This is a genomic window from Acinetobacter sp. 25-47-122, from assembly GCF_056779695.1.
This window is the reverse complement of record NZ_JBWYIJ010000003.1, coordinates 110,575-135,727: the sequence shown is the minus strand read 5'-3', so window position 1 is coordinate 135,727 and position 25,153 is coordinate 110,575. Positions and strand designations below refer to the sequence as shown.

The 25,153-nt window shown below is 40.6% G+C and carries 19 protein-coding genes; 13 read left to right on the top strand and 6 right to left on the bottom strand.

Features of this window, described 5'->3' with window-relative positions; all coding sequences use genetic code 11:
• Positions 1–179: 179 nt before the first annotated feature.
• The 13 genes from ubiE to AC1M9P_RS03570 all read left to right on the top strand — a co-directional run bounded on the left by ubiE (position 180) and on the right by AC1M9P_RS03570 (position 15,041).
• Complete coding sequence (gene ubiE / locus AC1M9P_RS03630; RefSeq protein WP_035264034.1) at positions 180–1,124, top strand: bifunctional demethylmenaquinone methyltransferase/2-methoxy-6-polyprenyl-1,4-benzoquinol methylase UbiE; 945 nt, start codon at positions 180–182, stop codon at positions 1,122–1,124.
• Positions 1,125–1,143: 19 nt separating this feature from the next.
• Positions 1,144–1,800 carry a ubiquinone biosynthesis accessory factor UbiJ gene (locus tag AC1M9P_RS03625; RefSeq protein WP_481586747.1) on the top strand — a complete coding sequence of 219 codons (657 nt, stop codon included), beginning with the start codon at positions 1,144–1,146 and terminating at the stop codon, positions 1,798–1,800.
• Between the two features lie 19 nt (positions 1,801–1,819).
• Positions 1,820–3,439 (top strand): ABC1 kinase family protein, encoded by a 1,620-nt coding sequence (locus tag AC1M9P_RS03620; RefSeq protein ID WP_481586746.1) that lies wholly within the window; start codon positions 1,820–1,822, stop codon positions 3,437–3,439.
• A gap of 58 nt (positions 3,440–3,497) precedes the next feature.
• On the top strand, positions 3,498–4,583 hold the full coding sequence (locus tag AC1M9P_RS03615) for a patatin-like phospholipase family protein (RefSeq protein WP_481586745.1): 1,086 nt from the start codon (positions 3,498–3,500) through the stop codon (positions 4,581–4,583).
• 91 nt (positions 4,584–4,674) lie between these two features.
• A complete protein-coding gene (gene hisIE, locus AC1M9P_RS03610; protein WP_092767251.1) occupies positions 4,675–5,457 on the top strand; it encodes a bifunctional phosphoribosyl-AMP cyclohydrolase/phosphoribosyl-ATP diphosphatase HisIE in 783 nt (260 codons plus the stop codon).
• A 163-nt stretch (positions 5,458–5,620) separates the two neighbouring features.
• Entirely contained in the window at positions 5,621–7,114 is a 1,494-nt protein-coding gene (locus AC1M9P_RS03605; RefSeq protein ID WP_481586744.1) for a UvrD-helicase domain-containing protein, read from the top strand.
• A 27-nt stretch (positions 7,115–7,141) separates the two neighbouring features.
• Positions 7,142–8,509, top strand: a complete 1,368-nt coding sequence (locus AC1M9P_RS03600) for an AAA family ATPase (RefSeq protein WP_481586743.1) — start codon at positions 7,142–7,144, stop codon at positions 8,507–8,509.
• 315 nt (positions 8,510–8,824) lie between these two features.
• The gene (locus AC1M9P_RS03595) at positions 8,825–11,662 is read left to right on the top strand and encodes a monovalent cation/H+ antiporter subunit A (RefSeq protein WP_481586742.1); all 2,838 of its coding nucleotides are present in this window, start codon (positions 8,825–8,827) and stop codon (positions 11,660–11,662) included.
• A 3-nt stretch (positions 11,663–11,665) separates the two neighbouring features.
• The gene (locus AC1M9P_RS03590) at positions 11,666–12,031 is read left to right on the top strand and encodes a Na+/H+ antiporter subunit C (RefSeq protein WP_035264007.1); all 366 of its coding nucleotides are present in this window, start codon (positions 11,666–11,668) and stop codon (positions 12,029–12,031) included.
• Positions 12,031–13,842, top strand: a complete 1,812-nt coding sequence (locus tag AC1M9P_RS03585) for a monovalent cation/H+ antiporter subunit D (protein ID WP_481586741.1) — start codon at positions 12,031–12,033, stop codon at positions 13,840–13,842. The genes AC1M9P_RS03590 and AC1M9P_RS03585 overlap by 1 nt, the downstream gene beginning before the upstream one ends.
• Positions 13,843–14,367, top strand: coding sequence for a Na+/H+ antiporter subunit E (locus tag AC1M9P_RS03580; RefSeq protein ID WP_481586740.1), 525 nt, complete (start codon positions 13,843–13,845; stop codon positions 14,365–14,367). It abuts the gene before it with no gap.
• Positions 14,364–14,639: a monovalent cation/H+ antiporter subunit F gene (locus AC1M9P_RS03575; protein ID WP_035263999.1), complete on the top strand. Its 276-nt coding sequence runs from the start codon at positions 14,364–14,366 to the stop codon at positions 14,637–14,639. The genes AC1M9P_RS03580 and AC1M9P_RS03575 overlap by 4 nt, the downstream gene beginning before the upstream one ends.
• 9 nt (positions 14,640–14,648) lie before the next feature.
• Positions 14,649–15,041 (top strand): Na+/H+ antiporter subunit G, encoded by a 393-nt coding sequence (locus tag AC1M9P_RS03570; RefSeq protein ID WP_481586739.1) that lies wholly within the window; start codon positions 14,649–14,651, stop codon positions 15,039–15,041.
• 32 nt (positions 15,042–15,073) lie between these two features.
• Here AC1M9P_RS03570 and AC1M9P_RS03565 read toward each other — a convergent pair whose 3' ends face one another.
• The 6 genes from AC1M9P_RS03565 to aroK form a co-directional block, all read right to left on the bottom strand.
• Complete coding sequence (locus AC1M9P_RS03565) at positions 15,074–15,964, bottom strand: metal-dependent hydrolase (RefSeq protein ID WP_481586738.1); 891 nt, start codon at positions 15,962–15,964, stop codon at positions 15,074–15,076.
• Positions 15,965–16,245: 281 nt separating this feature from the next.
• Positions 16,246–17,667, bottom strand: a complete 1,422-nt coding sequence (locus AC1M9P_RS03560; RefSeq protein ID WP_481586737.1) for an FAD-dependent oxidoreductase — start codon at positions 17,665–17,667, stop codon at positions 16,246–16,248.
• 72 nt (positions 17,668–17,739) lie between these two features.
• Complete coding sequence (gene gltB / locus AC1M9P_RS03555; RefSeq protein ID WP_481586813.1) at positions 17,740–22,215, bottom strand: glutamate synthase large subunit; 4,476 nt, start codon at positions 22,213–22,215, stop codon at positions 17,740–17,742.
• A gap of 413 nt (positions 22,216–22,628) precedes the next feature.
• Entirely contained in the window at positions 22,629–23,474 is an 846-nt protein-coding gene (locus tag AC1M9P_RS03550) for a hypothetical protein (protein ID WP_481586736.1), read from the bottom strand.
• 14 nt (positions 23,475–23,488) lie between these two features.
• The gene (gene aroB, locus AC1M9P_RS03545; protein WP_481586735.1) at positions 23,489–24,568 is read right to left on the bottom strand and encodes a 3-dehydroquinate synthase; all 1,080 of its coding nucleotides are present in this window, start codon (positions 24,566–24,568) and stop codon (positions 23,489–23,491) included.
• Between the two features lie 25 nt (positions 24,569–24,593).
• Complete coding sequence (aroK, locus tag AC1M9P_RS03540; RefSeq protein WP_035263975.1) at positions 24,594–25,136, bottom strand: shikimate kinase AroK; 543 nt, start codon at positions 25,134–25,136, stop codon at positions 24,594–24,596.
• Between the last annotated feature and the right edge of the window lie 17 nt (positions 25,137–25,153).

The window sequence follows — 25,153 nt, the reverse complement described above, 5'->3', positions numbered from 1 at the left end:
AGCGTCTGGTCAGAATATCGAAAATAAAAGAACATCTTCTCATTTCATGGATGAAACTTCGCTTTAATTCTGTATATTATTCATATCAATTGCATAATCTAGACTGAAAAAAACTGAAGAATCTGTCATTATGCAGTTTAATTCAGATTTAATATTATTTGTGTTCAGGAGTGACTCGAATGTCTAATGAAAATCAACAGCCTCATGCTCAGGTTGAGCCGGCAAATAATAAAGACAACGTGAGTCCTTTTTTAACAGATCCATTACCAACTGGCGCACCTCAAGGTCAGCAACAATCGCTACAAGAGCAACTGACAGATACGCCAGTACATTCTTCAGTGCCGAAATATAATTTGCCACGTGGTGCGAATACTGGAAACGTTGGACCAACGACACACTTCGGTTATAAAACCGTAAATTCTGAAGAGAAAGCGCAAAAAGTCGCTGAAGTTTTCCATTCAGTTGCCGCGAAATACGACATTATGAATGACTTAATGTCATTTGGTATTCATCGTTTGTGGAAACGTTTTGCCATTAATATGTCTGGCGTTCGCCGTGGGCAACGCGTTTTAGATATCGCTGGTGGTACTGGTGATTTAGCGAAAGTATTTAGCCGTGAAGTTGGTCCTACTGGGCATGTTGTATTATCTGATATTAATGAATCCATGCTGAATGTAGGTCGCGACCGTCTGATCGACGCGGGTTGTACCAACGTTGATTTTGTACTGGCGAATGCTGAAACCCTTGAACCTTTCGAAGATAACAGTTTTGATTTACTCACCATCAGTTTTGGTCTGCGCAATGTAACAGACAAAGATGCAGCGCTTGCAGCAATGTATCGTGTACTTAAACCAGGTGGTCGCTTACTTGTATTAGAGTTTTCAAAACCAGTCTTTGAGCCTTTCTCAAAACTCTATGATTTGTACTCATTCACTGCTTTACCAATCATGGGTAAAATTGTGGCAAATGATGCTGAAAGCTATAAATATCTTGCTGAATCAATTCGTATGCACCCAGATCAACGCACATTGAAAAGCATGATGGAAAATGCGGGCTTCCAAAACTGCGATTATCACAATTTGACAGGTGGTATTGTTGCAGTTCACCGTGGTTTTAAACTCTAACCGCAGGTAGCACTTCGTCATGTGGTCAATCTTAGCACTGGGTGCAGTTGAAAAAACCATACATCATTGGATTAATTTGGATGCGATTACTCGTATCCAATTTAACCAATTACAAGGGAAAATGCTTCGTGTTGTGATTGATACACCACAGCTTTCCGTTGATGTGTTTTTTGATGAAAATAAAGTTCGTTTAGAACCAACAGTAACAGGTCATAGCACTCAACCCTCTATTTTCGAACAGCGACCTTGGGAGCAAGCTCAAACGATTACTGAAGCAGATTCCACATTGCATGTTAATAATGTGGTCGAATTGTGCAAATTATTTCTAGCAGATGACATTGGCAATATCCCTGTTCAAGGTGACTATCGCCTTCTGCAAGACATTCAAAAAATTATACAAAATGCTGAGCCAGACCTCGCTTCGCAATTGAGTGATTGGATCGGACCTAATCTTGCAAGTCAAATCGGCAAGGTTCAATTAGCACCACAACATTTAATTAAGTCTCTTCAATCTCATCTTTTTTTTGCGGAAGACTTTTTAAAAGAAGATACTGGACTATTCGCACCACGTTGGCAAATGGACGATCTTCTCCATGGAACTCGCCAGCTTAATCAAGATATTGATCGACTAGAAGCAAAAATTCAGCTTTTAAAATCAAAATTTAACCCTTCGTAGATTTCAGGTAATTGCATATATGATTCCGCACATTAGACGTTTAATCGAACTTTGGCGTATAGCTGCGCACTATAGACTCGACACGTTGGTTCCTGCGGAAGATATTCCTGCAAAGGTTCGTCCCCTGCTGAATCTTATACGTTTGCATCCTGCTGCACTTTCTAGTCGAGAACGTAAAAATTCTTTAAAGCTTAAAGAAGCTTTAGAAGAAATGGGGCCACTCGCAATTAAATTAGGGCAGCTCCTCTCTACGCGTCGCGATCTAATTCCACCAGAAATATTACAACAATTGGTGTTATTACAAGATCGTGTTAAACCTTTCGATCTTGGAGTGGCTAAGCAAAGAATTCAAGATTCACTTAAAGCAGATGTTTCCACATTATTTGCGCGCTTCGATGATAAGCCACTAGCTGCTGCTTCAATTGCCCAAGTACATACCGCTGCTCTTCACGATGGTCGTGAAGTTGTCGTGAAAGTAACTCGCCCAAATATACGTGCTCAAATTATTCAAGATTTTGAAATTTTAGAATGGCTTGGTCACTATTTAGAAAAAAGGCTAGAAGCTGCCCGTGCTTTACATCTATCTGAAATTATTCAAGATTATCGTCAAATTATTTTAAATGAACTCGACTTGACTCTTGAAGCCGAAAATACACGACGTATGCGCCATTATTTTACTGGCTCAAGCATGATGTATGTGCCTGAAGTGTATATGGATAGTTCGGATGTAATGGTGGCAGAGCGTATCACTGGTGTGCCTATCTCAGATACTGCGACCTTTGATCGTTTAGGAATGAATCGTGCAGACTTAGCAGAAAAAGGCTTAACAATCTTTTTTACTCAAGTGTTTCGCGATAATTTTTTCCATGCAGATATGCATCCGGGTAATGTTTTCGTAGAAACGATTAATCCACAAAACCCAAGATTTATTGCGCTCGATTGCGCCATCATGGGCGAGCTTTCCAAGCATGATCAAATGACGATAGCACGTATGTTGCTGGCAGTCATGAACAGTGATTTCATGCAATTGATTCAGATTGTGCATCAAGCAGGTTGGATTCCACCAGGCACGGATCAAGATGCTTTAGCACGTGAAATGCGTCGTACAGTGGGACCTATGGTTTCAAAACCGATGCATGAGTTAGATTTCGCAGGCATATTGATCCAAGTGATGGACATCGCTCGACGTTTTCATTTAGAAATCCCACCGCAACTGATGTTATTGCTTAAAACCTTAGTGCATGTTGAAGGCTTAGGTACAGACCTTTATCCTGAATTAGATATTTGGAAGTTAGCAAAGCCAATTCTAACGGATTGGGTTAAAGCCCAAATGAATCCTCAAAAAAATATTAAAGAATTGGGACAAAAAATCCCAGACTTGTTATTGGGCGCTCAGGATTTACCGACTTTACTGATTGACAGTCTTAACGGTTTAAAAAATCAGTCTGCATGGCATGCTAAACAATTGAATGAACTTCAAACGCTGCGCTTGCAAATGGAGCATCAGCAAAAGCGTAGTTGGATTTTCGGAAGTGTAATCGCAATTCTGCTCTCAATTGCTGTGATCGCACCATGGTTTATCTCCATGATTTTAATTGTATTGGCATCCTTTATTGCCATTTGGCGTATGGTGAAATAAGTTCACTATCTCATGTCAAAACTTACTACTTCAATAGGTTTTAGTCGCTGAATTGCTTATGACACATATCCTCAAGAACACTCAACCTTGCTTGAATATTCATGTAGGTTATAAAGCAAAAAAGATCATTCAAGAACAAGGTTTACAAGCCAGTGCGGTTGATTTTGTTCCTGGAGCAGCAGGTGGTCCCAAAGGTATTGGAATTCAAGGATTGGACCAAGCTGTTTTTGGTGAGTTCTTTGCTCAAGCACCCAAAAAACGGACTTTAATTGGCTCATCCATTGGGAGTTGGCGTTTTGCAAGTATTGCAGCGCATGGTGCACAAGCAGGCACATCCAAATTAGCAGAGTTATATACCCATCTTGAATTTCGACCTAAGATGAATATTATTGAAGTTGGAGACGTCTGTCGCGGCATGCTTAAAGCCCTCCTTCAAGGTAAAACCAATCAAATTATTGATCATCCCGACTACCATCTGGCTATTTTGGCAGTAAAGTCATCGAAAAATTTTCAAAGTGATCATCCTCTTATGCTTGCCCGTGCAGTCGCTGGCATTATCGGTCTCAATACTTTTTCGAGAGCTAAAATTGGACACTTCATGCAACGTACAATTGCTCAACCACACAACGCTTCACGACTTTCACTCATCAAAAATGAATTCGAACACCTTGATTATGCGTTGACTGAAAAAAATTTAGAAGATTGGTTAATGGCATCTGCATCCATTCCATTTGTGATGCCGGCGGTCAGAAATATCGATGGTGCAGATGTCGCTGCTTATCGTGATGGCGGGCTAATTGATTATCATATCGATCTACCTTTACCGAGTCATGGGATTGTCCTCTACCCTCATTTTACAGATCAAATAACACCAGGTTGGTTCGATAAGTTCCTCAAAAAACGTAGATCTAATGCTGAATATCAAGCACGAACCGTATTGATTTCACCCTCTGAGTCTTATTTAAGATCACTTCCTTTAGGACGTCTTCCTGATCGCAAAGATTTCACACTGAAAGGGCTTGATCAAAAAAAACGAATCGAGCTTTGGAAACAGTCTGTAGCTGAAAGTCAACGATTAGGGGATGCATTCCTAGAAATGATCCATAAGCAAAACTTTGAAGAATACATGCAAGATCTTAAATAAATTAATTTCTACTCTCCCCTACAAAGATTTATTCGCTTAAACTAATGACCTACAATTTTGTAGTGTCTCATTTAATTCTGGTGAAATCCTTATGAACAATACGCAATGGCTCGATGAAGTAAAATTTAACGAACAAGGTTTAATCCCTGCCATTGCTCAGCATCATCAAACAGGTCGAGTGTTGATGGTGGCTTGGATGAATCGTGAGTCTTTGGCACTTACAGCAGAAAAAAATCAAGCTGTTTACTACTCTCGTTCACGCAGCAAATTGTGGCATAAAGGCGAAGAATCAGGTCACTTCCAAACTGTGCATGAAATTCGTTTAGATTGTGATGCTGATGTGATCGTTCTTCAAATTGAGCAACATGGTGGCATTGCTTGCCATACGGGACGTGAATCATGTTTTTATCGCCGCTTAACATCAAACGGTTGGGAAATTGTAGACGCTCAATTGAAAGATCCGAACCAAATTTATGGCGAAAAGTCTGAGAATGCGCATAGTAAAGTGATGAATGCATCAACAGCTCAAGCTGAGCAAGTCGATGTATTACATTATCTTGGTCAAATGATGGCAGAACGTAAATCTGCAGATCCTGACTCTTCTTATGTGGCAAAGCTTTATCATAAGGGTCTTAATAAAATACTTGAAAAAATTGGTGAAGAAAGTTTTGAAACGGTAATAGCTGCTAAAGATTTCAAACAAGAAGCGACGCTGGATCACCAAAATGATTTAATTTATGAAGTTGCTGATGTTTGGTTCCATACCATAGTGATGCTGGGTTACTTCGATCTTGATATTCAACTCGTTTTAAATGAGCTTGCACGACGTCAGGGTCTGTCAGGACTTGTTGAAAAAGCAAATCGCACGCATTAATTTACTCTTTAAAGCCATGTTCAAACATGGCTTTTTTATTTAATTCGGCTTTTTAAGTCGCCGAAGACTCCCCATCCAAAAAGAAGAAGATTGAACTCTCCCCTTTGTAAATTCTTGCTATACTCACTGATCATTTTTAAAACCATTGAAGATTTATCAACCTGTGTCTGTCATTGTCAAACCTACCTTAGAACAAGAAATTGCGATTCAACAAGCGCAATCTGGTCAATCCTTCAAAGTGATTGCCTATGCAGGTACAGGTAAAACAACAACGCTTAAATTAGTCAGTGATGCGATGCAACAGCGTCGCGGTATGTATCTTGCCTTTAACAAAGCGATTGCCAGCGAGGCTCAACAAAAATTTCATCAGCGCGTGGATTGTCGTACATTCCACTCTTTAGCATTTCGAAGCGTTCCACGTGGAGTGACAGATAAACTTAGACTCCCACGCTTGAGCCCGAGCTTTATTGCCAAAGAATACCGTTTGCAACCCATCACATTACGCCGACTCATGGGGGGGCGTTACGAAAAATATGCGCTTATGCCTAGTCGTTTGGCGGGCTTAGTTGCTAATGCTGTTAGTTATTTCTGTTCAACAAGCTCGCAATATCCTGCACCCCGACATATTCAAGCACCAAGTTGGCTACATGCTGACGATATTGCGGTATTACAGCAACACCTCTATCCTGCAGTCGAACGTCGTTGGTTAGAATCAATCGACCCTAATCATCAGGCTGGCATTGGGCATGATATCTATCTCAAATTATGGGCTTTATCAGATCCTTTTATACCCGCAGACTATGTATTGTTTGATGAAGCACAGGATGCTGACCCACTCATGCTAGGGATTTTACTCAAGCAAAAAAGTACGCAAGTCATCTATGTCGGCGATGCACATCAACAAATTTATGCATGGCGTGGGGCAGTCAATGCAATGCAACAAATGCCTTTACCCGAATCGCGCCTAACCACTTCATTCCGTTTTGGTGATGATATCGCTGAAGTTGCTAATCACTTATTAGGCGCACTCAATGAGACTGTTCCGTTGATTGGCAACCCCGAACTCCAATCAAAAGTCGTCAACAAGCCTCATACCAAAATGCGAGATGCGATTTTATGCCGTACTAACGCACGCGCGATGGAACTTTTACTCTCAGGATTAGTTCAAGGGGACAAAGTGAGCCTGCAAGCCGATCATGCGAAATTAAATCGCTTTGTTGACGCTGCAAGCTTACTTAAACAAGGTAAAAGAGTAACGGACGTTCCAGAGTTAGCTTGGTTTAACTCTTGGCATGATGTGCATGAATATTGTGAAACAAATGATGGTAGCGACATCAAGCCTTTGGTTAAATTGGTTGATGAACATGGTACAGATCCACTCAAACGAGCTCTTGCCAAAATCACACCGATTGAACAAGCGGACTATGTAATCTCAACCGCTCATAAAGCCAAAGGTTTAGAGTGGAATCGTGTGCATTTAGAAGATGATTACCAATTTAAAATTAATGGACTAGAACATAAAATTAGCGATGAAGAATTACGTTTACTTTATGTTGCATGTACACGAGCAAAAAGCAGCTTAAATATTCATCATATTTATGATTTAATACAACAACTCAAACTTAAATCCACGATTAAAACGAAAGCAACAGCATAATCCCCTACGATAAGTTGCAGGCAAAATATGAAAGTTCAATCTATTCAGTTACGTCACTGTTATCATTTTTCAGATATAAAAATTAAATTTGATCCAACTCAACGACCAATATCTATTATTTTAGGTGATCAGGCCTCTGGTAAAACTGCGATTATTAAAAATATTTATCAAGCTTTAACGTGGTTTGCTGCACGTGCCAAAGATTTAAGAACCGCTGGTGTAGTCATGCTTGATTCTGATATTAAGCACAAACACATTCAAGCCAAAATAGATATTTGTGTTCAATATCCCACGGATATTGGATCTATTGAACAGGCTGCGACTGTGCAACACAATGAAGATGGTTTGTGCGAATGGCAACTCTATAAAACATTAACCAGTAAAGGTGTAGGTCATAGTAAAGCGCTAACGACTCAATTAGAATCACTCGTTCATCTTTATCAACAAGCGATCAAACAAGATCCTGCTCAAGGCATGCCTATGGTGGCCTACTATCCTTCTGATCGCTTTATCAACGAAGTGAATTTGCTAAGCAAAAATAATCCTGCTGTATTACAAACACACGCAGCCTATGAACTTGCAGCACTCCCTTATACAACCTTTGCTCGGTTCTTCGAATGGTTTCGTGAAATTAGCGACATCGAAAATGCACGATTAGCACAAGTTTTTCAAAAAATTCAAACCAATCAAAAATTATCCTCTCATCATGACCAAGAGGATTTAGTTGCAAAATTATTGAATCTTGAAGCAGAGATGCAACTACCATCACTCAAAGCACTCAAGAAAGCCATCCAGACATTATTCCCATCGATCAGTGACATTTATATTGAATACACGCCCAAGATCCAATTGATGCTGGTACAAAATGGTCAAGAAATTCCTTTTTCGCAATTATCTAATTCGTATCGTCAATGGTTGTGTTTAGTAGGTGATATTGTCAGACGACTTTGTCTCCTGAATCCTCATAGTATTGACCCATGCCTTGATGGTGAAGGCATTCTATTAATTGACAATATTGATGCTCAAGTAGATGAAGATTTTGTGCAAAACGTACTCAGCCGTTTGCATGAAGCATTCCCACAAATTCAAATTATCGCATCTGCATGCTCTGAATTGATTTTAAACAATGAAGTAGATGTACAACATTTTAAGTTAGAAAATCGAAAAATTGTTGAAGTAGAACAAAACCAAATCAGGGAACAATATGATGAACTATTTGCTCAACTCATGGCTAATGATTTACAAGATGATCAAATCACTGAAGTGAGTCGATCTACTGATACGCTTGATGGCTTGCGTTTGTTTGAATACTTCAAAAATTTATCAGTGTCAGAAAAACAGCGCTTTATTGAGTATCTCCAAGCTGGAGATTTATCAAGTATTTCATCACCCTAATTGATTGGAATTAGATGAATTAATCGGGTATGACTCACTCAATTTAAACAGAAATTTAAGCTTTTTTTCGCTATAATTCTGAATTGTGTAGCTAAAAAGTTTGATGTAATTTTATACATGTAATAAAATCTACTCATTCATTTTTTAATCAAAAAATGTCTATTTCTTTGCATTAGCTTTCCAAGTTGCGCAACACAACTTGTTTTTGTTTTTTAAAATTCGTTCGGCTTTCAAAGTTTAAGTAGTTGGATGACTCTTTGCCATCCTCAAGCTTTTGAAAGATAAAACTCATCATAGGTTCCGGCCTACAACTCTATGGATACGAGTGTGCTACCGATTATTATATTGTTACCATTAATACTTGGCACTTTTCTTGTCCTCTGGCTGCAAAAAATCTCTCGCGGGGCGACAGCATTAGGGGCAATTGGAGTCAGCTTAACAAGTTTTATCTTGTTGCTGACTCAAGCCAAAGACGTCTTTCAAGGTCAAGTCATCTCTGAACATTGGTCATGGTTACCACAGTTTGGTATCGACTTAAGCTTTAGACTTGATGCATTAGGCTTGATCTTCTCCCTCCTTATTACAGGGATTGGGACGCTCATTTATATTTATGCTTATTATTATTTAAATCATAAAAACTCTCTAAGTAAGCTATATTTCTTACTGATGCTGTTCATGGCCGCCATGCTCGGCATTTCACTTTCTAATAATTTACTTATTCTTCTTGTCTTTTGGGAAATGACCAGTATTTCGTCATTTCTTTTAGTGGGTTATTGGAGTAACTACGAAGCAGCACAGCGTGGCTCAAGAATGGCCTTAACCATCACGGGTATGGGTGGTTTAGCCATGCTCGGTGGTTTTATTCTCTTAGGTCAAATCACTGGCACATATCAAATTGATCAAATCCTCAATATGACGGCGCAGATTCAATCGAGTCATTTATTTGTGCCAGCCTTGCTCCTTATTCTTTTAGGTGCATTCACCAAAAGTGCTCAATTCCCTTTCCATTTTTGGTTGCCAAATGCAATGGCTGCTCCAACACCCGTGTCAGCTTATTTGCATTCAGCGACAATGGTTAAAGCCGGGATTTTCTTACTGGCGCGCTTAATGCCGATCTTTGTTGGTTCTGCTTTGTATCATAACCTCGTCACATTCATTGGTTTATTTACCTTATGTATGGCCGCGTTCTTTGCCATTTTTAAGGAAGATCTGAAAGGTTTGCTTGCCTACTCCACCATTAGTCATTTAGGCTTGATCGTTTGCTTACTTGGGATTGGTTCACCACTCGCTGTGGCTGCAGCTATTTTTCATATCATTAACCATGCGACCTTTAAAGCAGCATTATTCATGATCGCTGGTATTATCGACCATGAAACAGGTACACGTGATTTACGAAAACTCAGTGGGGTATGGCAGTTACTTCCATTTACAGCGACTTTAACCATGATCACAGCAGCCTCAATGGCTGGTGTACCACTGACCAATGGATTCTTATCCAAAGAAATGTTCTTTACTGAACTATTAGCGAATCTCTCGGGTGGTGTAGGTATCTTCGCAGCAATTATTGCAACACTCGCAGGTCTGTTTGCTGTCGCGTATTCTGTTCGTTTAGTTCATGGCGTATTTTTTGATGGTGATTTAGGCAAAGCGATTCCAAATAAAGATGCGCATGAACCACCAATTGGTATGCGTGCACCTGCAATTTTATTAGCTACATTATGTATTGCAGTTGGTCTATTACCAGCGCTCTTAGTAGGCGATATCGTCAATGCTGGTGCACGAGCAAGCACCAACCTTCCAGCTTTTGAAGGCGTACATCTAGCAATCTGGCATGGCTTTAACGTGCCTTTATTGATGAGTGCGATTGCATTGATTGGCGGTATTATTTTTTATTTTAGTCTTGCGAAGAACAGTAGAATTCGTGACATTGACCTTGATCCAATACTTGGCAAACTTCAAGGTAAAGTCCTGTTTGATCTCTTTCTCAAACATTTGCTCTTAAATTCGCGAAAATTAAAAAGAGCAACAGAAACAGGTTCTCTACAAAACTATTTATTGTGGATATTAATTTTTGCTGTTGCTTTAGTCTCCATGCCTCTCATTGGTCAAGGTATTTATGCAGGTACACGCGAACTGACGCATGCACCATTGGTTGCAATCGTGCTTTGGTTATTACTGTTTTCAGCGTGCTGGATGATGCTTTGGTTTCACCATGAACGCATTAAAGCCGTTCTTATCAGTGGAGCAATCGGTCTTGTCGTAACGATGGTCTTTGTTACGATGTCAGCACCAGACCTGGCACTTACACAAATCACAGTCGATGTTGTCACAACTGTTTTACTTCTGATGAGTCTATCCCTCTTACCGCAACTCACACCTTATGAATCTTCACGCACTCGTCGTTGGAGAGATGCGGTGATTGCAATCATCGGAGGTCTAGGAATCGGGTGGATCACTTGGATGATTCTTACGCGTGATCACAATTCAATCTCATGGTTCTTTGTTCAACAATCTCTACCGCTCGGTGGTGGTTCAAATATTGTGAACGTGATTTTGGTCGATTTCCGTGGATTTGATACCTTTGGTGAAATCACAGTACTGGGTATTGCTGCGATTGGGACACTGTGTTTAATGGATGGAATGCGTGCTCATGGTACGACCATTACACAAGGCTTAACCTATCGCTTTAATCCTTCACCGTTGATGTTCCGAATGACCGCATCTTGGGTCCTTCCGATTGCCTTAGTCGTCAGCTTATATATTTTCTTACGCGGACATAATCTTCCAGGTGGTGGATTTATCGCAGGTCTTATTACATCCATGGCTCTTGTGATTCAGTACATTGCCCTAGGTCAAGATCATACTGAAAAACTCTTACGAGCAAAGTCTGGTCGTCTTTACGAAATTTGGATTGGTACTGGCTTAACCGTTGCTGGTTTGACTGGTGTCGCTGCGTGGTTCTGGGGTCGACCATTCCTGACCAGCGCTCATATTTATGTAGAGCCGATCATTCTCGGAAAAATGCATTTGCCATCTGCTGCAGCATTTGATGTTGGTGTCTATGTCACAGTCGTTGGTGCAACAATGCTCATGATTTCCGTTTTAGGCGACTCACGCAACTCAAGCATCACCGGCCCTGTACCGAAGGAGTAAAGAATGATTAGTTTAGAATTTTTACTCGCCTCCGCTATTGGATTATTGGTTGCCACTGGTATTTATCTGATTTTGCGTGCCCGTACTTTCCCTGTGGTACTAGGCTTGGCCATGATTGGCTATGCAGTGAATATGTTTTTATTCGCTATGGGGAGAATCCACCTCAATGCACCTGCTATTTTAACCAATGCCACACAGGTTACAGATCCATTACCTCAAGCATTAGTTTTGACCGCAATTGTAATTGGTTTTGCAACCACTGCTTTTATCGTTCAACTGGCGCTAAGAAGTCGTTATGAATCTGGTACTGATCACGTCGACTCAAAAGAAGAGATTATTAATACAGACCCACGCGAGGATGAGCCTTAATGATGAATTTTTATGATTTATGGCTCACCCACTCGCCAATTTTAAGTATTTTAATTCCGACATTTACTGCATTTATTTTAGTGCTATTGGGTAATCCAGGTTCAGGATCTTTAGCGCATGACTGGCGTCAACCTTGGCGTCGTGGAATCAGTTTAACATCGGTTTTTCTTGGTTTAGCGACTGCAATCATTTACTTAATTCAGGCGAACTCTGGTCAGATCTATGTGTATAGTTTAAGCGAGTGGTCAGCTCCTTTTGGCATTGTACTTGTACTAGATCGTTTGGCAGCCTTTATGCTCGTGCTCACCTATGCTCTTGCGACACCAATTATTTGGTTTGCAAGTAAAGAATGGGATGAACGTGGACGCTATTTCCATGCAATGAGCCATTTTTTACTCATGGGATTATGTGGTGCATTTCTAACAGGCGACTTATTTAACTTGTTTGTTTTCTTTGAAGTGCTGTTGATGGCTTCATATGTATTGCTTCTACATGGTCAAGGCAAAGCACGTTTCCAACTTGGTATTCACTATGTAACGATCAACCTATTAGCGTCTGCATTCTTTTTGATTGGCTTAGGGATGATTTATGGTAATACTGGTAGCCTGAATATGGCTGATGTGGGTCGAATTGTACGTACACTTGAAGGTGATCAGTACAATATGGCAGTTGCAGGCGGATTAATGCTGTTTGTAGTCTTTGGTATCAAGGCTGCAATCCTCCCTGTCGGACTATGGCTACCTAAAACTTATGCCGTCGCCACGACCCCTGTAGCCGCATTATTCACCATCATGACCAAAGTGGGTATCTATGCAATTTTACGTGTGAATGGAACCGTATTCACCGATGAGCTTTCGCGAGAAATTCTCAGCACTTGGCTGCTTCCAATTGGTTTAATTACGACTATTTATGGTGTAATTGGTGCGATTGGTGCAGAGCGAATGCGTCGTTTTGTTGGTTTCATGATCCTATCGTCTATAGGAACGATTGCAATCGCCCTTTCTCTGATGACTGCAGATGCTTGGGCTGCAGCGCTATATTACCTCGTGCATAGTACGATTATTGCCGCTGCATTCTACTTGCTATGCGGTTGGATTACTTCGCAGCGTGGTGCATTCAAAGATCATCTAAAAATCGCACCAATCATGAAACAGCAGACGCTAGTTTCGATTTGCTTCTTCATTATTGCACTCATGATGGCAGGGCTTCCACCCTTCAGTGGATTCTTTGGAAAAGTATTTATCCTTCAAGCGGCCTCTGTATCTAGCTATCAATTGCTCATTATTATTGTCATTCTGATTGTGAGCTTGCTTAGTATCATAGCTTTCACTCGTTTAGGATTCGTTATTTTATGGCGTTCAACTGTACCAGAAAATGACCCTAATCAAGAGTCTTATCATGAATATCAAAAGTTACCAAGCAAGGCACCTCCACGTAATGACACCACAATTTTTGTCTTTATTATAAGTTTAATCGCTTATGTGATATTTGCTCATCCAGTCACACAGTATATTCAACAAACTGCAAATCAGTTAAATGATTCAGAACAATATATTACTGCTGTTTTAAAAATGGATGAACGTGGTGAAGTAATTAGTGTACAACCATTTGATCCCAATTATCTTCCAGAAACAAAATACGGCGGAGAGTTTGCAGACCCAAATGCACATTATATTCCACATGTTATAAGTGAAAAATCACTTGAGGGCGAACACATCTCAGAGTTCAAGCGCCGTCAAATCAAAGAACAAGAATTGAACCAGCGACAACCTGAAGAAGCCCAATCTAAGCTTCAACCGATGGAGCAGTAAATGATACAAAAGAGCTCTCTATTTGATCGAGTTTTCCCGCATCCTTTTGTTTCTGTGATTGTGGGAATAAGTTGGCTAATGCTGGCACAAAGCGCTCAGTTTTTTGATATTTTAGTTGCCATTGTGATTGGTTTAGTCATCCCAAAATTGGTACAACCTTTTATCGTTCGCACACCCAATATTCATTGGGATTTAGCGTGCAAATTAATTTTGGTCGTACTTTGGGACATTATCATCAGTAATATCCGTGTCGCTAAGCAAGTGCTTGGACCAACTGACCGTCTTCATCCCAAGTGGTATCGTGTTCCATTAGATACTGATCATGATCAGGTCAACAGCTTATTGGCAATGATCATTACGACTACACCTGGCACAGTCAGTGCTGGAATCGACCAAGAACGCGGTGACATTTTGGTCCATTCAATTAACTCAGATGATCCCGAAGCTGATATTTTGGAAATCAAACAACGCTATGAAGCACCACTTATGGCGATTTTCCATGTGAAACAAGGAGATTCAGCATGACGATCTTACTTTATGCATTGGGAATTAGTTTGATTGGAATTACGATTTCAATGCTGCTCTGCTTAATGCGTTTAGTCATTGGTCCTTCTATGGTAGATCGACTACTCGCACTAGATACTTTATTTCTGAATGCAACCTGCTTGGTCGTGGTACTTGGAATTTTTTGGGCAAGTACTTCATTGTTCGAAGGTGCATTGTTGGTGGCAATGCTTGGATTCGTATCCACAGCAGCATTGGCTCGTTATTTTACGACAGGCCATGTGGTGGACTAGGAGAACAATATGAATACTCAGCTCATCATGGAAATCTTAGTTTCCTTCTTCCTGATCAATGGTGCCTTTTTTACACTTGTAGGTGGAATTGGAATGGTGAAATTGCCTGACCTATTCATGCGTCTGCATGCCCCTACAAAGTCGAGCACACTAGGCTTAGGTAGTTTTTTAATAGCAGCTATGATTTATTCAGCTTTTCATAGTCGCTTTGGGTTTGCTGAACTACTGATTACATTACTTGCCTTTATTACGGCGCCTGTATCGGCAAATTTAATTGCACAAGCTGCATTACATTTACGTTTACGCTCTACATCAGGCGATGTCCCCGAAGCACTAGACCGCCCTCTCCCTTGGCAGCGCCAAAGAAGAATGCGTCAGTTTAATCAAGACTCATCTAAGTAATAAAAAAACCTAGCTTTCGCTAGGTTTTTTTGTTAGCTATATAGTACAGGTTGGGGATGCTCTTGGAAGCCTTCCACTTGATATTCTTCAGCTAATTTTGCCTTCCAATGATTCACGATATCCGTATAGTCAATTTCAGAAGGATGAAAATCTTCTTTGTAATATGATAAATATTCTGGAATTAGCTCGATCATCATTTTAGAAATCAGGTAAATACCATATAAGTTTCCACTGACCTTCGGTAAGCTTTTTCGACGATCTTGCCAAAATAATCGAGTCGCTGAATAAAATGTAAGACTTGCGAAACCTGTGGTTACGCTACGCATAATATTGCGGCGCACTTTGGTATCTTTGTATACCGCTTGATAGACATCAAATGCAACTGCTCGATGTTCAATTTCTTCAATAGCATGCCACACCCAAAGCTTAGTTGCATCTTCATCTAAGGTCGACAGGACTTCAGGATGACGAAGAATATAACCACCCAATAACGCTGTAAAATGCTCAAAAGCACAGGTAATTGCTAACTGCAATTTTGGATGGGTAGTACGAATAAATTCATCGCGTCGCGCTAACCATGCTTGAAAGTTGTCAAGTTGATAATCATCACGGCGCCAAGCGTCATTAAATTCCGCATGTGCTTTTGAATGCATCGCTTCTTGACCAATAAATGCTGCAATCTGTGCTTGTAATTTGTCATCTTTCACTTTATCTCGTACATTACGAACACTATGAACAAAGAATTGTTCACCAATTGGAAAGGTAGAAGAAAGTGCCGTCAACAAATGTGACATGACAGGAGAATTCGCGAAAAAATGGCGTCGAATGGCTTTAGGATTATAATTTAAACGTCGTACGGTAATCCCAATCGCTTTTGGACGATTTAAATAAGATTTATCTTTGGCGATTTGTGTAGTTGTCATTTTAGAGCCTATATGGATATAGCATTTCTTATTCATACTGTCAGAATAAATCAGATTTAATATTGCAAAAATAACCACACAGACAAATAAATTATATTTTTTGCCAATAAAGTCGCAAATTAAATTACAACTCCATTCTCTTTTTTAATTTAATTACATGATTCTTAAGATAGTTCTTGAATTGGATACTTTTGAATATTCAACAGGAGATTGTCAAACAAGTCATGCATATAAATGAAAAATCCTACCGAAGTAGGATTTTTTGTAAGGCGTGTTTTCGTTTAAACATCAAGATAATCTAATATACCTTCAGCAGCTTGACGTCCTTCCCAAATCGCAGTTACGACCAAGTCAGAACCACGCACCATATCTCCACCGGCAAAGATTTTCGGATTAGAAGTTTGGAACTTGTATTGTTGCTGCTCAGGAGCAACGACACGACCTGAACCATCTAAATTAATACTTACATCATTAAACCATTCTGCAGGGCTTGTACGGAAACCAAAGGCCAACAGCACTGCATCAGCAGGTAAGATTTCCTCTGAACCTGGGATCGGTTCAGGACTGCGACGACCACGACTATCAGGCTCACTGAGTTGAGTCGTCACAAATTTAACACCTGTGACCTTTCCATTCTCACCCACGATTTCGATCGGCTGACGATTGAACTGAAATTCAACACCTTCTTCTCGCGCATTTTTAACTTCACGGCGTGAACCTGGCATGTTTTCTTCATCGCGGCGGTATGCACAAGTGACAGATGTTGCACCTTGGCGGATTGAAGTACGGTTACAGTCCATAGCAGTATCACCGCCACCGAGTACAATAACTTTCTTACCTTCCACACTGATAAATTCTGAAGGATCTTTCTCCCAACCTTGGCAACGATTCACATTGGCAATTAAGAAATCAAGCGCATCATAAACACCTTCCAAATCTTCACCTGCGAAACCACCTTTCATGTATGTGTACGTTCCCATACCCATGAAGACAGCGTCATAATCAGCAAGCAATTGATCAATAGTGATGTCTGTGCCAATTTCTGTATTTAAACGGAATTCAATCCCCATGCCTGTAAAGATTTCACGACGACGTTTCATCACGTCCTTTTCCATCTTAAATTCAGGAATACCAAAGGTCAGCAAACCACCAATTTCTGGGCGCTTATCAAATACGACGGGTTTAACACCATTGCGCACCAAAATGTCCGCACAACCTAGACCCGCAGGGCCTGCACCAATAATCGCGACTTTTTTATCTGTCCATTTGACATGAGACATGTCAGGACGCCAGCCCAATGCAAATGCCGTATCATTAATATACTTTTCAGCATTACCAATGGTCACAGCACCAAACCCATCATTTAGTGTACATGCACCTTCACACAAACGGTCTTGTGGACATACGCGGCCACAGACTTCAGGCAATGTATTTGTTTGATGGCAAAGCTCTGCTGCTTGAAAAATACGACCTTCAGCAATCAGTTTTAACCAGTTTGGAATATAGTTATGTACTGGACATTTCCATTCACAGTAAGGGTTACCACAACCTAAACAGCGATGTGTTTGGTTTTTCGCAACTTCGGCTGTAAAAGGTTTATAAATTTCCACAAACTCAGCTTTGCGGACGTTGAGATCTTTTTTCTCTGGATCTTGGCGTGCGACATCCAGGAATTGAAAGTCATTATTAAGGCGTTCTGCCATGTCTCTCTCCGTGGGTAGATGCAGTATGTTGTTAGTTCAGCTGCATCTGCCTATATATCTGCAGTAGTGGAATTATTGAGGATCAGCTTGAGTTGTTTTTAATAAAGTCTGCAAGTTTGCAGCTTTCGGTTTCACCAACCAGAATTTACGGCTGTAGAAATCAAACTCGTTACGGATCTTGTACGCCCAAGCACTACCAGTTTCCTTAATATGCTCATCTAAAATGCGGCTTAAGAACTCTTTATGTTCTTCCATTGATTCGGTCGAAATACGATTAAGTTCGATTAACTCATGGTTATAATGATCAACAAAGTCATTATCTAAATCAAGTACATAAGCAAAACCACCTGTCATACCTGCACCGAAGTTATGACCAACTTTACCCAGTACCGTTACAATACCACCTGTCATGTATTCACAACAGTGATCGCCAGCACCCTCAATCACCGCGAACGCGCCTGAGTTACGAACAGCAAAACGTTCACCAGCTGTACCTGCAGCAAATAATTTACCGCCTGTTGCACCATATAAACATGTGTTACCAATAATCGCTGTTTCTTGTGTTTGGAATGGAGAACCCTTCGGTGGGAAAATTGAGATACGACCACCCGCCATACCTTTACCCACATAGTCATTCGCATCACCTTCAAGCTTGATATGCAGACCACCCGCATTCCATACACCAAGTGATTGTCCAGCAGTACCTGTCAAATTCACTTTAACAGGGTGTGCTTCCATACTTAAGTTACCATAGCGACGAGCGATCTCACCTGAAACACGTGCCCCAATAGAACGGTCACAGTTACCAATGGTAAAACTGTATTCACCACCTGTACCAGCTTCAATCGCAGGCAATATTTCTGCAATCATAGACTCAGCCAAAACACCTTTATCAAATGGTGCATTTCCTTCGACTTCGCAATATTGAGCTTTGCCTTCAGCAGCTGGATGTGATTCAAGTAAAGCACTTAAATCTAGGTGAGCATGCTTATCTGTTTCACCAGGTAGCATTTCTAGTAAATCGGTACGACCAATCAAGTCTTTCAAACTTGATACACCTAATGCAGCCAACCACTCACGTGTTTCTTCAGCAATAAAGGTGAAGAAGTTAATGAGCATTTGTGGTTCGCCGATATAGTGCTCTTGACGCAAATGATCTTGCTGAGTCGCTACACCAGTCGCACAGTTATTTAAGTGGCAGATACGGAGGTATTTACAACCCAACGCAATCATTGGTGTAGAACCAAAACCGAAGCTTTCCGCACCTAAAATAGCTGCTTTCACGACATCTAGACCCGTTTTTAAACCACCATCCGTTTGAACGCGAACTTTACCACGCAAATCATTTACACGAAGGGCTTGATGCGCTTCAGAAAGACCAAGCTCCCATGGCGAACCCGCATGATGAATCGAAGACAATGGCGATGCTGCTGTACCACCGTCATAACCAGAGATGGTGATAAAGTCCGCATAGGCTTTTGCAACACCCGCAGCAATCGTACCCACACCTGGCTCAGATACCAGTTTTACAGAGACCATCGCTTGAGGGTTAACTTGTTTTAAATCAAAAATTAACTGCGATAAATCTTCGATTGAATAAATATCGTGGTGCGGTGGTGGAGAAATTAATGTCACACCCGGTACAGAGTAGCGTAAACGTGCAATTAAGCCATTCACTTTACCACCTGGCAACTGACCACCTTCACCCGGTTTTGCACCTTGTGCCACTTTAATTTGCAGTACTTCAGCAGACGTTAAGTAAGCAGGGGTTACACCAAAACGACCTGATGCGATTTGTTTGATTTTTGAGTTCCGGATTGTGCCGTAACGCGCTGGATCTTCACCACCCTCACCTGAGTTCGAACGACCACCAATTGTATTCATTGCAATGGCAATCGCTTCATGTGCTTCTGGTGATAATGCCCCTAAAGACATCCCTGCAGAGTCAAAACGCGGAAGAATCGCTTCTACAGATTCAACTTGATCCAGTGGAATTGAATTTTCTGTTTTGAGTTTAAATAAATCACGAATGGTTGCCACTGGACGATTATTTACAAGCTCAGCATATTCTTTGAAATCTTCATATTTCCCAGAACGTACAGATTTATGTAGAGCATTAATTACATCAGGATTAAAAGCGTGATATTCCTTATCAAATACAAATTTCAGCAAACCACCTTGCTCAATTGGCTTACGTGATTTCCAAGCGGTTTCTGCTAATTTTTTCAAATCATTTTCAAGATCAACAAAAGTCGCACCTTTAATACGGCTTGGAACACCTGTGAAGCATTTATTAACAACTTCTTCAGATAAACCAACAGCCTCAAATAACTGCCCACCGCGATATGAAGCAACGGTCGAAATACCCATTTTTGAAAGGACTTTCAACAATCCTTTTTCAATCCCTTTACGGAAATTCGCTTGTGCATGAATCGGATCACCTAACAACTCACCTTTCGCAATTAAATCATTAATGACGTCATATGCAAGATATGGGTAAATTGCTGTTGCGCCAAAGCCAAGCATTACGGCAAACTGGTGTGGATCACGCGCTAAAGCTGTTTCAACAATAATGTTTGCATCTGTACGTAAACCTGCATGGATGAGGTAATGATGGATAGCACCCGTTACCATCGCTGCATTCGCTGGTAAGAACCCTTCACGGATTTTCTTATCAGAAATCACCAATAGGGTTTTGCCATCACGAATTGCTTGCGCTGCTTCTTCACAAATACGTGTAATCGCGGCTTCTAGACCTTCAGTCTCTGCATAGTTTAGATCAATATCTGCAATCTCGTAGCCCTTACGACCTAAAGTGCGAATTTGATGCATTTTAGAGTTTGACAGTACAGGACTTGAAATAATTAATCGATCCGCATGCTCTGGACCTTGTTCAAATACATTTTGTTCACGACCCAAACATGTTTCTAAAGACATTACGATCGATTCACGTAATGGATCGATTGGTGGGTTAGTTACTTGAGCAAACTGTTGACGGAAGTAATCTGTTACATGGCGTACTTGACGAGACAATACTGCCATCGGCGTATCATCGCCCATCGAACCTACTGCTTCTTGACCACTTTCAGCGATTGGACGTAATAACTGATCTCGCTCTTCAAATGTCACCATAAACATTTTTTGAGCTGCTTTTAAAGCATCGCCTTTTAAGCCTTGATCACATAGATATTCTTCTAGCTCTGGGCTGCCTTGGATACGCACTGAATTTTCACGCAACCATTGACGATAAGGACGCATTTTTTTCAGATGATTACTGACGTCTTTAGTATCCAGCAATTTACCAGTGAAAGTGTCAATGACTAAGATCTGACCTGGTCCAACACGACCTTTAGATACTACGTCTTCTGGTTCATAACCCCAGACACCAATTTCTGATGCAAGTGTGATGTAACCATTCTTAGTAATTACCCAACGTGCAGGACGTAAGCCATTACGGTCAAGCATACAAATCGCATGACGACCATCTTGAATCACAAGACCTGCTGGCCCATCCCATGCTTCCATATGTTTAGAGTTGAACTCATAGAATGCACGTAAATCAGCATCTAAAGTTTCAACGTTTTGCCATGCTGGTGGAACGAGCATGCGTAGTGCACGGAATAAGTCCATACCTCCACCAACCAAGATCTCGAGCATGTTGTCTAAACTTGAAGAGTCAGAGCCAGTACGATTTACGATTGGGTTAAGCTCAGTTAAACCTGGCAAGAGTGGGTTTTCAAACTTTGGTGTACGTGCCATCGCCCAGTTACGGTTTGCTGTAATGGTATTAATTTCACCATTGTGCGCTAAGTAACGGAAAGGTTGTGCCAATGGCCAACGTGGCAATGTATTGGTTGAGAAACGCTGATGGAACACCACAATGTGAGATTCCAAACGTGGATCAGCCAAATCTGTATAAAAATCTGCAATCGCTTCAGGCATCATTAAGCCTTTATAAGAGATCACAGTTGAACAAAGTGTTGTAACGTAGAATGAACTATCTTGACTTAATTTTTGTTCAGCACGACGTCGAGCCAAGAATAACTTACGGTTAAACTCAACTTCTTCAACACCCATTGGACAGTTAACAATTACTTGTTCAAATGCTGGCAAAGACTGCATCGCAATTGAGCCTAATGCTTCATTATTGGTTGGCACTAAGCGCCATGCAATTACACGCAAACCTTCTGATTCAATTTCTTTAGTCAGCACTTGTTTTGCATGTGCAGCAATTGCAGGATCTAGGCTAAGAAAAACTGTACCTACTGCAAAAATTTCACTGAGTGTAATATCACTTAAACGTTTTGCTTCTTCACGGAAGAATTGCTTAGGCATAGCCAACAGTAGACCACATCCATCACCCGTCTTACCATCTGCAGCAATACCACCGCGGTGCGTCATACAACTTAAACTATGAATCGCGGTCTTGACCAAGTCATGACTCGCATCACCTTGCATATGGGCGATTAATCCGAAACCACAGTTATCTTTAAACTCATCCGGTTGGTATAGACCTTTAGCGGGAGCTACAGTATTAGGCGATGGCATGTGCATAGCGTACCCTTCTTCAACATGGCCCTCATTGGGCAAAACTTATCTATTCTTCAAATACGATTTCTTTATAAAACAAAGACATGATTCTGTATGTCTTTCGTTATTGAACGTCTTTTCTGATTTAATTTCACAAATGTACGAGACGATTTGCACCCATTTAAAGCAGATCAATTTGACTAAATCGCACACTAAATTAAGGTCTTCGCTCCAAAATAGGGACAATTTACTTAATCAGTGCACCAATAAAGCAAAATCTATGCCAATATTTATTTATTCCGTGCAAGCGTTTTATTTCAATTATTTTGTCATTATTAACCGAAAAGGCACCAAATTAGAACCACTTTATCGCACCAATGATGTGCAAATTTATTATGCTTTCGTTTAATTTTGCGCCATTTTATACCATTTTAATTAAATGGATCACTAATTTGAGCCTCTTGATTCCGTTTATCCGTATTATTCTTTGAATTATCGCTCGAAATAGGGTCAACATTCGATTGCGAACGTCTCACATCAACCACATTTCCTGACTGATCTTTTCTTGTAATAGTCACATTAGTTGTTGCCTTAGCAGGATCAACAACAGGGGTTGGCTTAGGACGAACCAGCAAGGACTCATCATTCAATGGCACAGCCGCAGGTCGTAATTTAACTTCGTATAATTTTGCAGTTGTCAGTTCTTCAGATCCCATGTCATTGACTTGACCCACAAACTGATTAAAGCCAGCAACTTTAGGCGCTACAGAAGGTGGTAACTTTAAATCCAATCCATTTAAAGTTGTCTTAGCAGCACCTTCCCCCATAAACAGCCCATAACCCAAAATGTACTGTTCGACTTGGTCTTCACCACTCAAACGAAAATAAATGTATGATTTACGATCAGTTTGCTTATTAAGAAAACTTTTAATTACATCTTCATTGGTAACGCGAAATAGTTCGATAAAATAATTATTTTTATTGTCTTGAATAAACTTTGTGCCTCTAAATTCAGGCAAATGGTTTCCTGAAGCAACTTTACGCGCAGTTAATTCTAAAGGTCGCACTTGATCAGTCAGCCCACCCAAATAATTTGTTGCTGCCACCTTTTCTGGTTGAATCTGAACTTGAGTTTCTTCAAGTTGCTTAGACTGAGCAACCAACTCTTTGCTATCTGTCAAAATCCAGAATACAAAAGATGCGACTAAAAACAGTATGCCACCGATCAACCAAATATATTGTTGCGCTGTGCGTGGGGATGAGTGGCGTACCGTCATGAGAAAACCTAAGATTATGCTTGATTACGTAAAATCGCTTGTTTCATTAATTCCACATCAAACTCTTTGGTAATTACTGCTTGCCCTAGCGACTTCAAGAGCACTAAACGTAATTGACCGTTCAGGACTTTTTTGTCATGAGACATATATGCCAAAAATTCATCAAGTGGAATTTGAGGACATTTTATCGGTAATTTCGCACGTTGAATGATAATTTTTGTACGTTCAAGGTCAGCTTCTGTGATCCACCCCATTAAATAAGATAAATCTGCCGCCATCACCATTCCCGTCGCCACAGCCTCACCATGTAACCACTCACCATATCCCAGATAAGATTCAATCGCATGTCCAAAGGTATGACCTAAATTCAGTAATGCACGCTCACCCTGTTCTTTCTCGTCATTGGCCACAATTCGCGCTTTGTGTGCACAAGAGCGGTACACTGCTTCAGCAAGTAATTCTGGATGTTGTGCAACGAGACCATCCATGTTTTCCTCAAGCCATGCAAGAAAATCAACATCTCCTAATAGGGCATATTTAATGACTTCAGCCAAACCTGCTGATAACTCACGCTCAGGCAATGTTTTAAGTTGCGCCATATCCGCAAGTACGACCTGTGGCTGCTGGAATGCGCCAATCATGTTTTTGCCTAATGGGTGGTTGATTCCAGTTTTACCGCCAACGCTCGAATCGACTTGCGATAGCAGCGTAGTCGGGACTTGAATAAAATACACTCCGCGTTGGAAACAAGCTGATGCAAATCCAGCCATGTCACCAATCACCCCTCCACCCAAGGCAAGCACTGTACAATCTCGGTTAAATCCTGCCTCAAGCAAGGCATCAAAAATTAAATTCAAATGTTCAATATTTTTATAACATTCACCATCAGGTAGAACACATGTCCCAACTTTTTTACTCAAACCTTCCACAGCTGATACATAGTGATCTAAATACAACGGTTTAACCGTTTCATTGGTGACAATCATGACCTGTTGCCCATGAATATAGGGTTCAAGTAATTGTTGCGGATCTAAATCACTACCAATGAAAATAGGATAACGGCGTTCACCGAGTTCAACGAATAAGGTTTGCATGATGTTATAAGCCAATAAAACAAATTTAATTCAATTCTTTTGCGACAATCACATTAAGAATACGTTGTGCCAAATCACGCGCAGCACCTTGATTCGTTTCAATAATATGATGTGCAACTTCACGATACAGCGGATCACGAATATTCAATAATTCACGTAATTTCTGTTCAGGATTTTCGACTTGTAATAAAGGTCGATTTTTATCACGGTAGGTTCTTTGAAGTTGTATTTCTACGGGAGTATAAAGATAAATCACAATACCTCGATCTTTTAGATAAGATCGATTAATCGACTGAGTAACTGCGCCGCCACCCGTCGCAACAACTAAATTTTGTTTTGATGTTAAATCATCAATTACCAGTGACTCACGATGTCTGAATCCCTGTTCACCCTCTTTCTCAAAAATCCATGGGATGGTCGCCCCAGTTTTTCTTTCTATCTCATGATCACTATCAAGAAACTCTCGATGAAGTAAATCTGCAAGATGTCGACCAACGGTTGTTTTACCAGCTCCCATGGGCCCTACCAAATAAATATTCGGTAGGGTTTCAAACTCTTTGCTTGGCAAGGAGTCACCTATTGAAT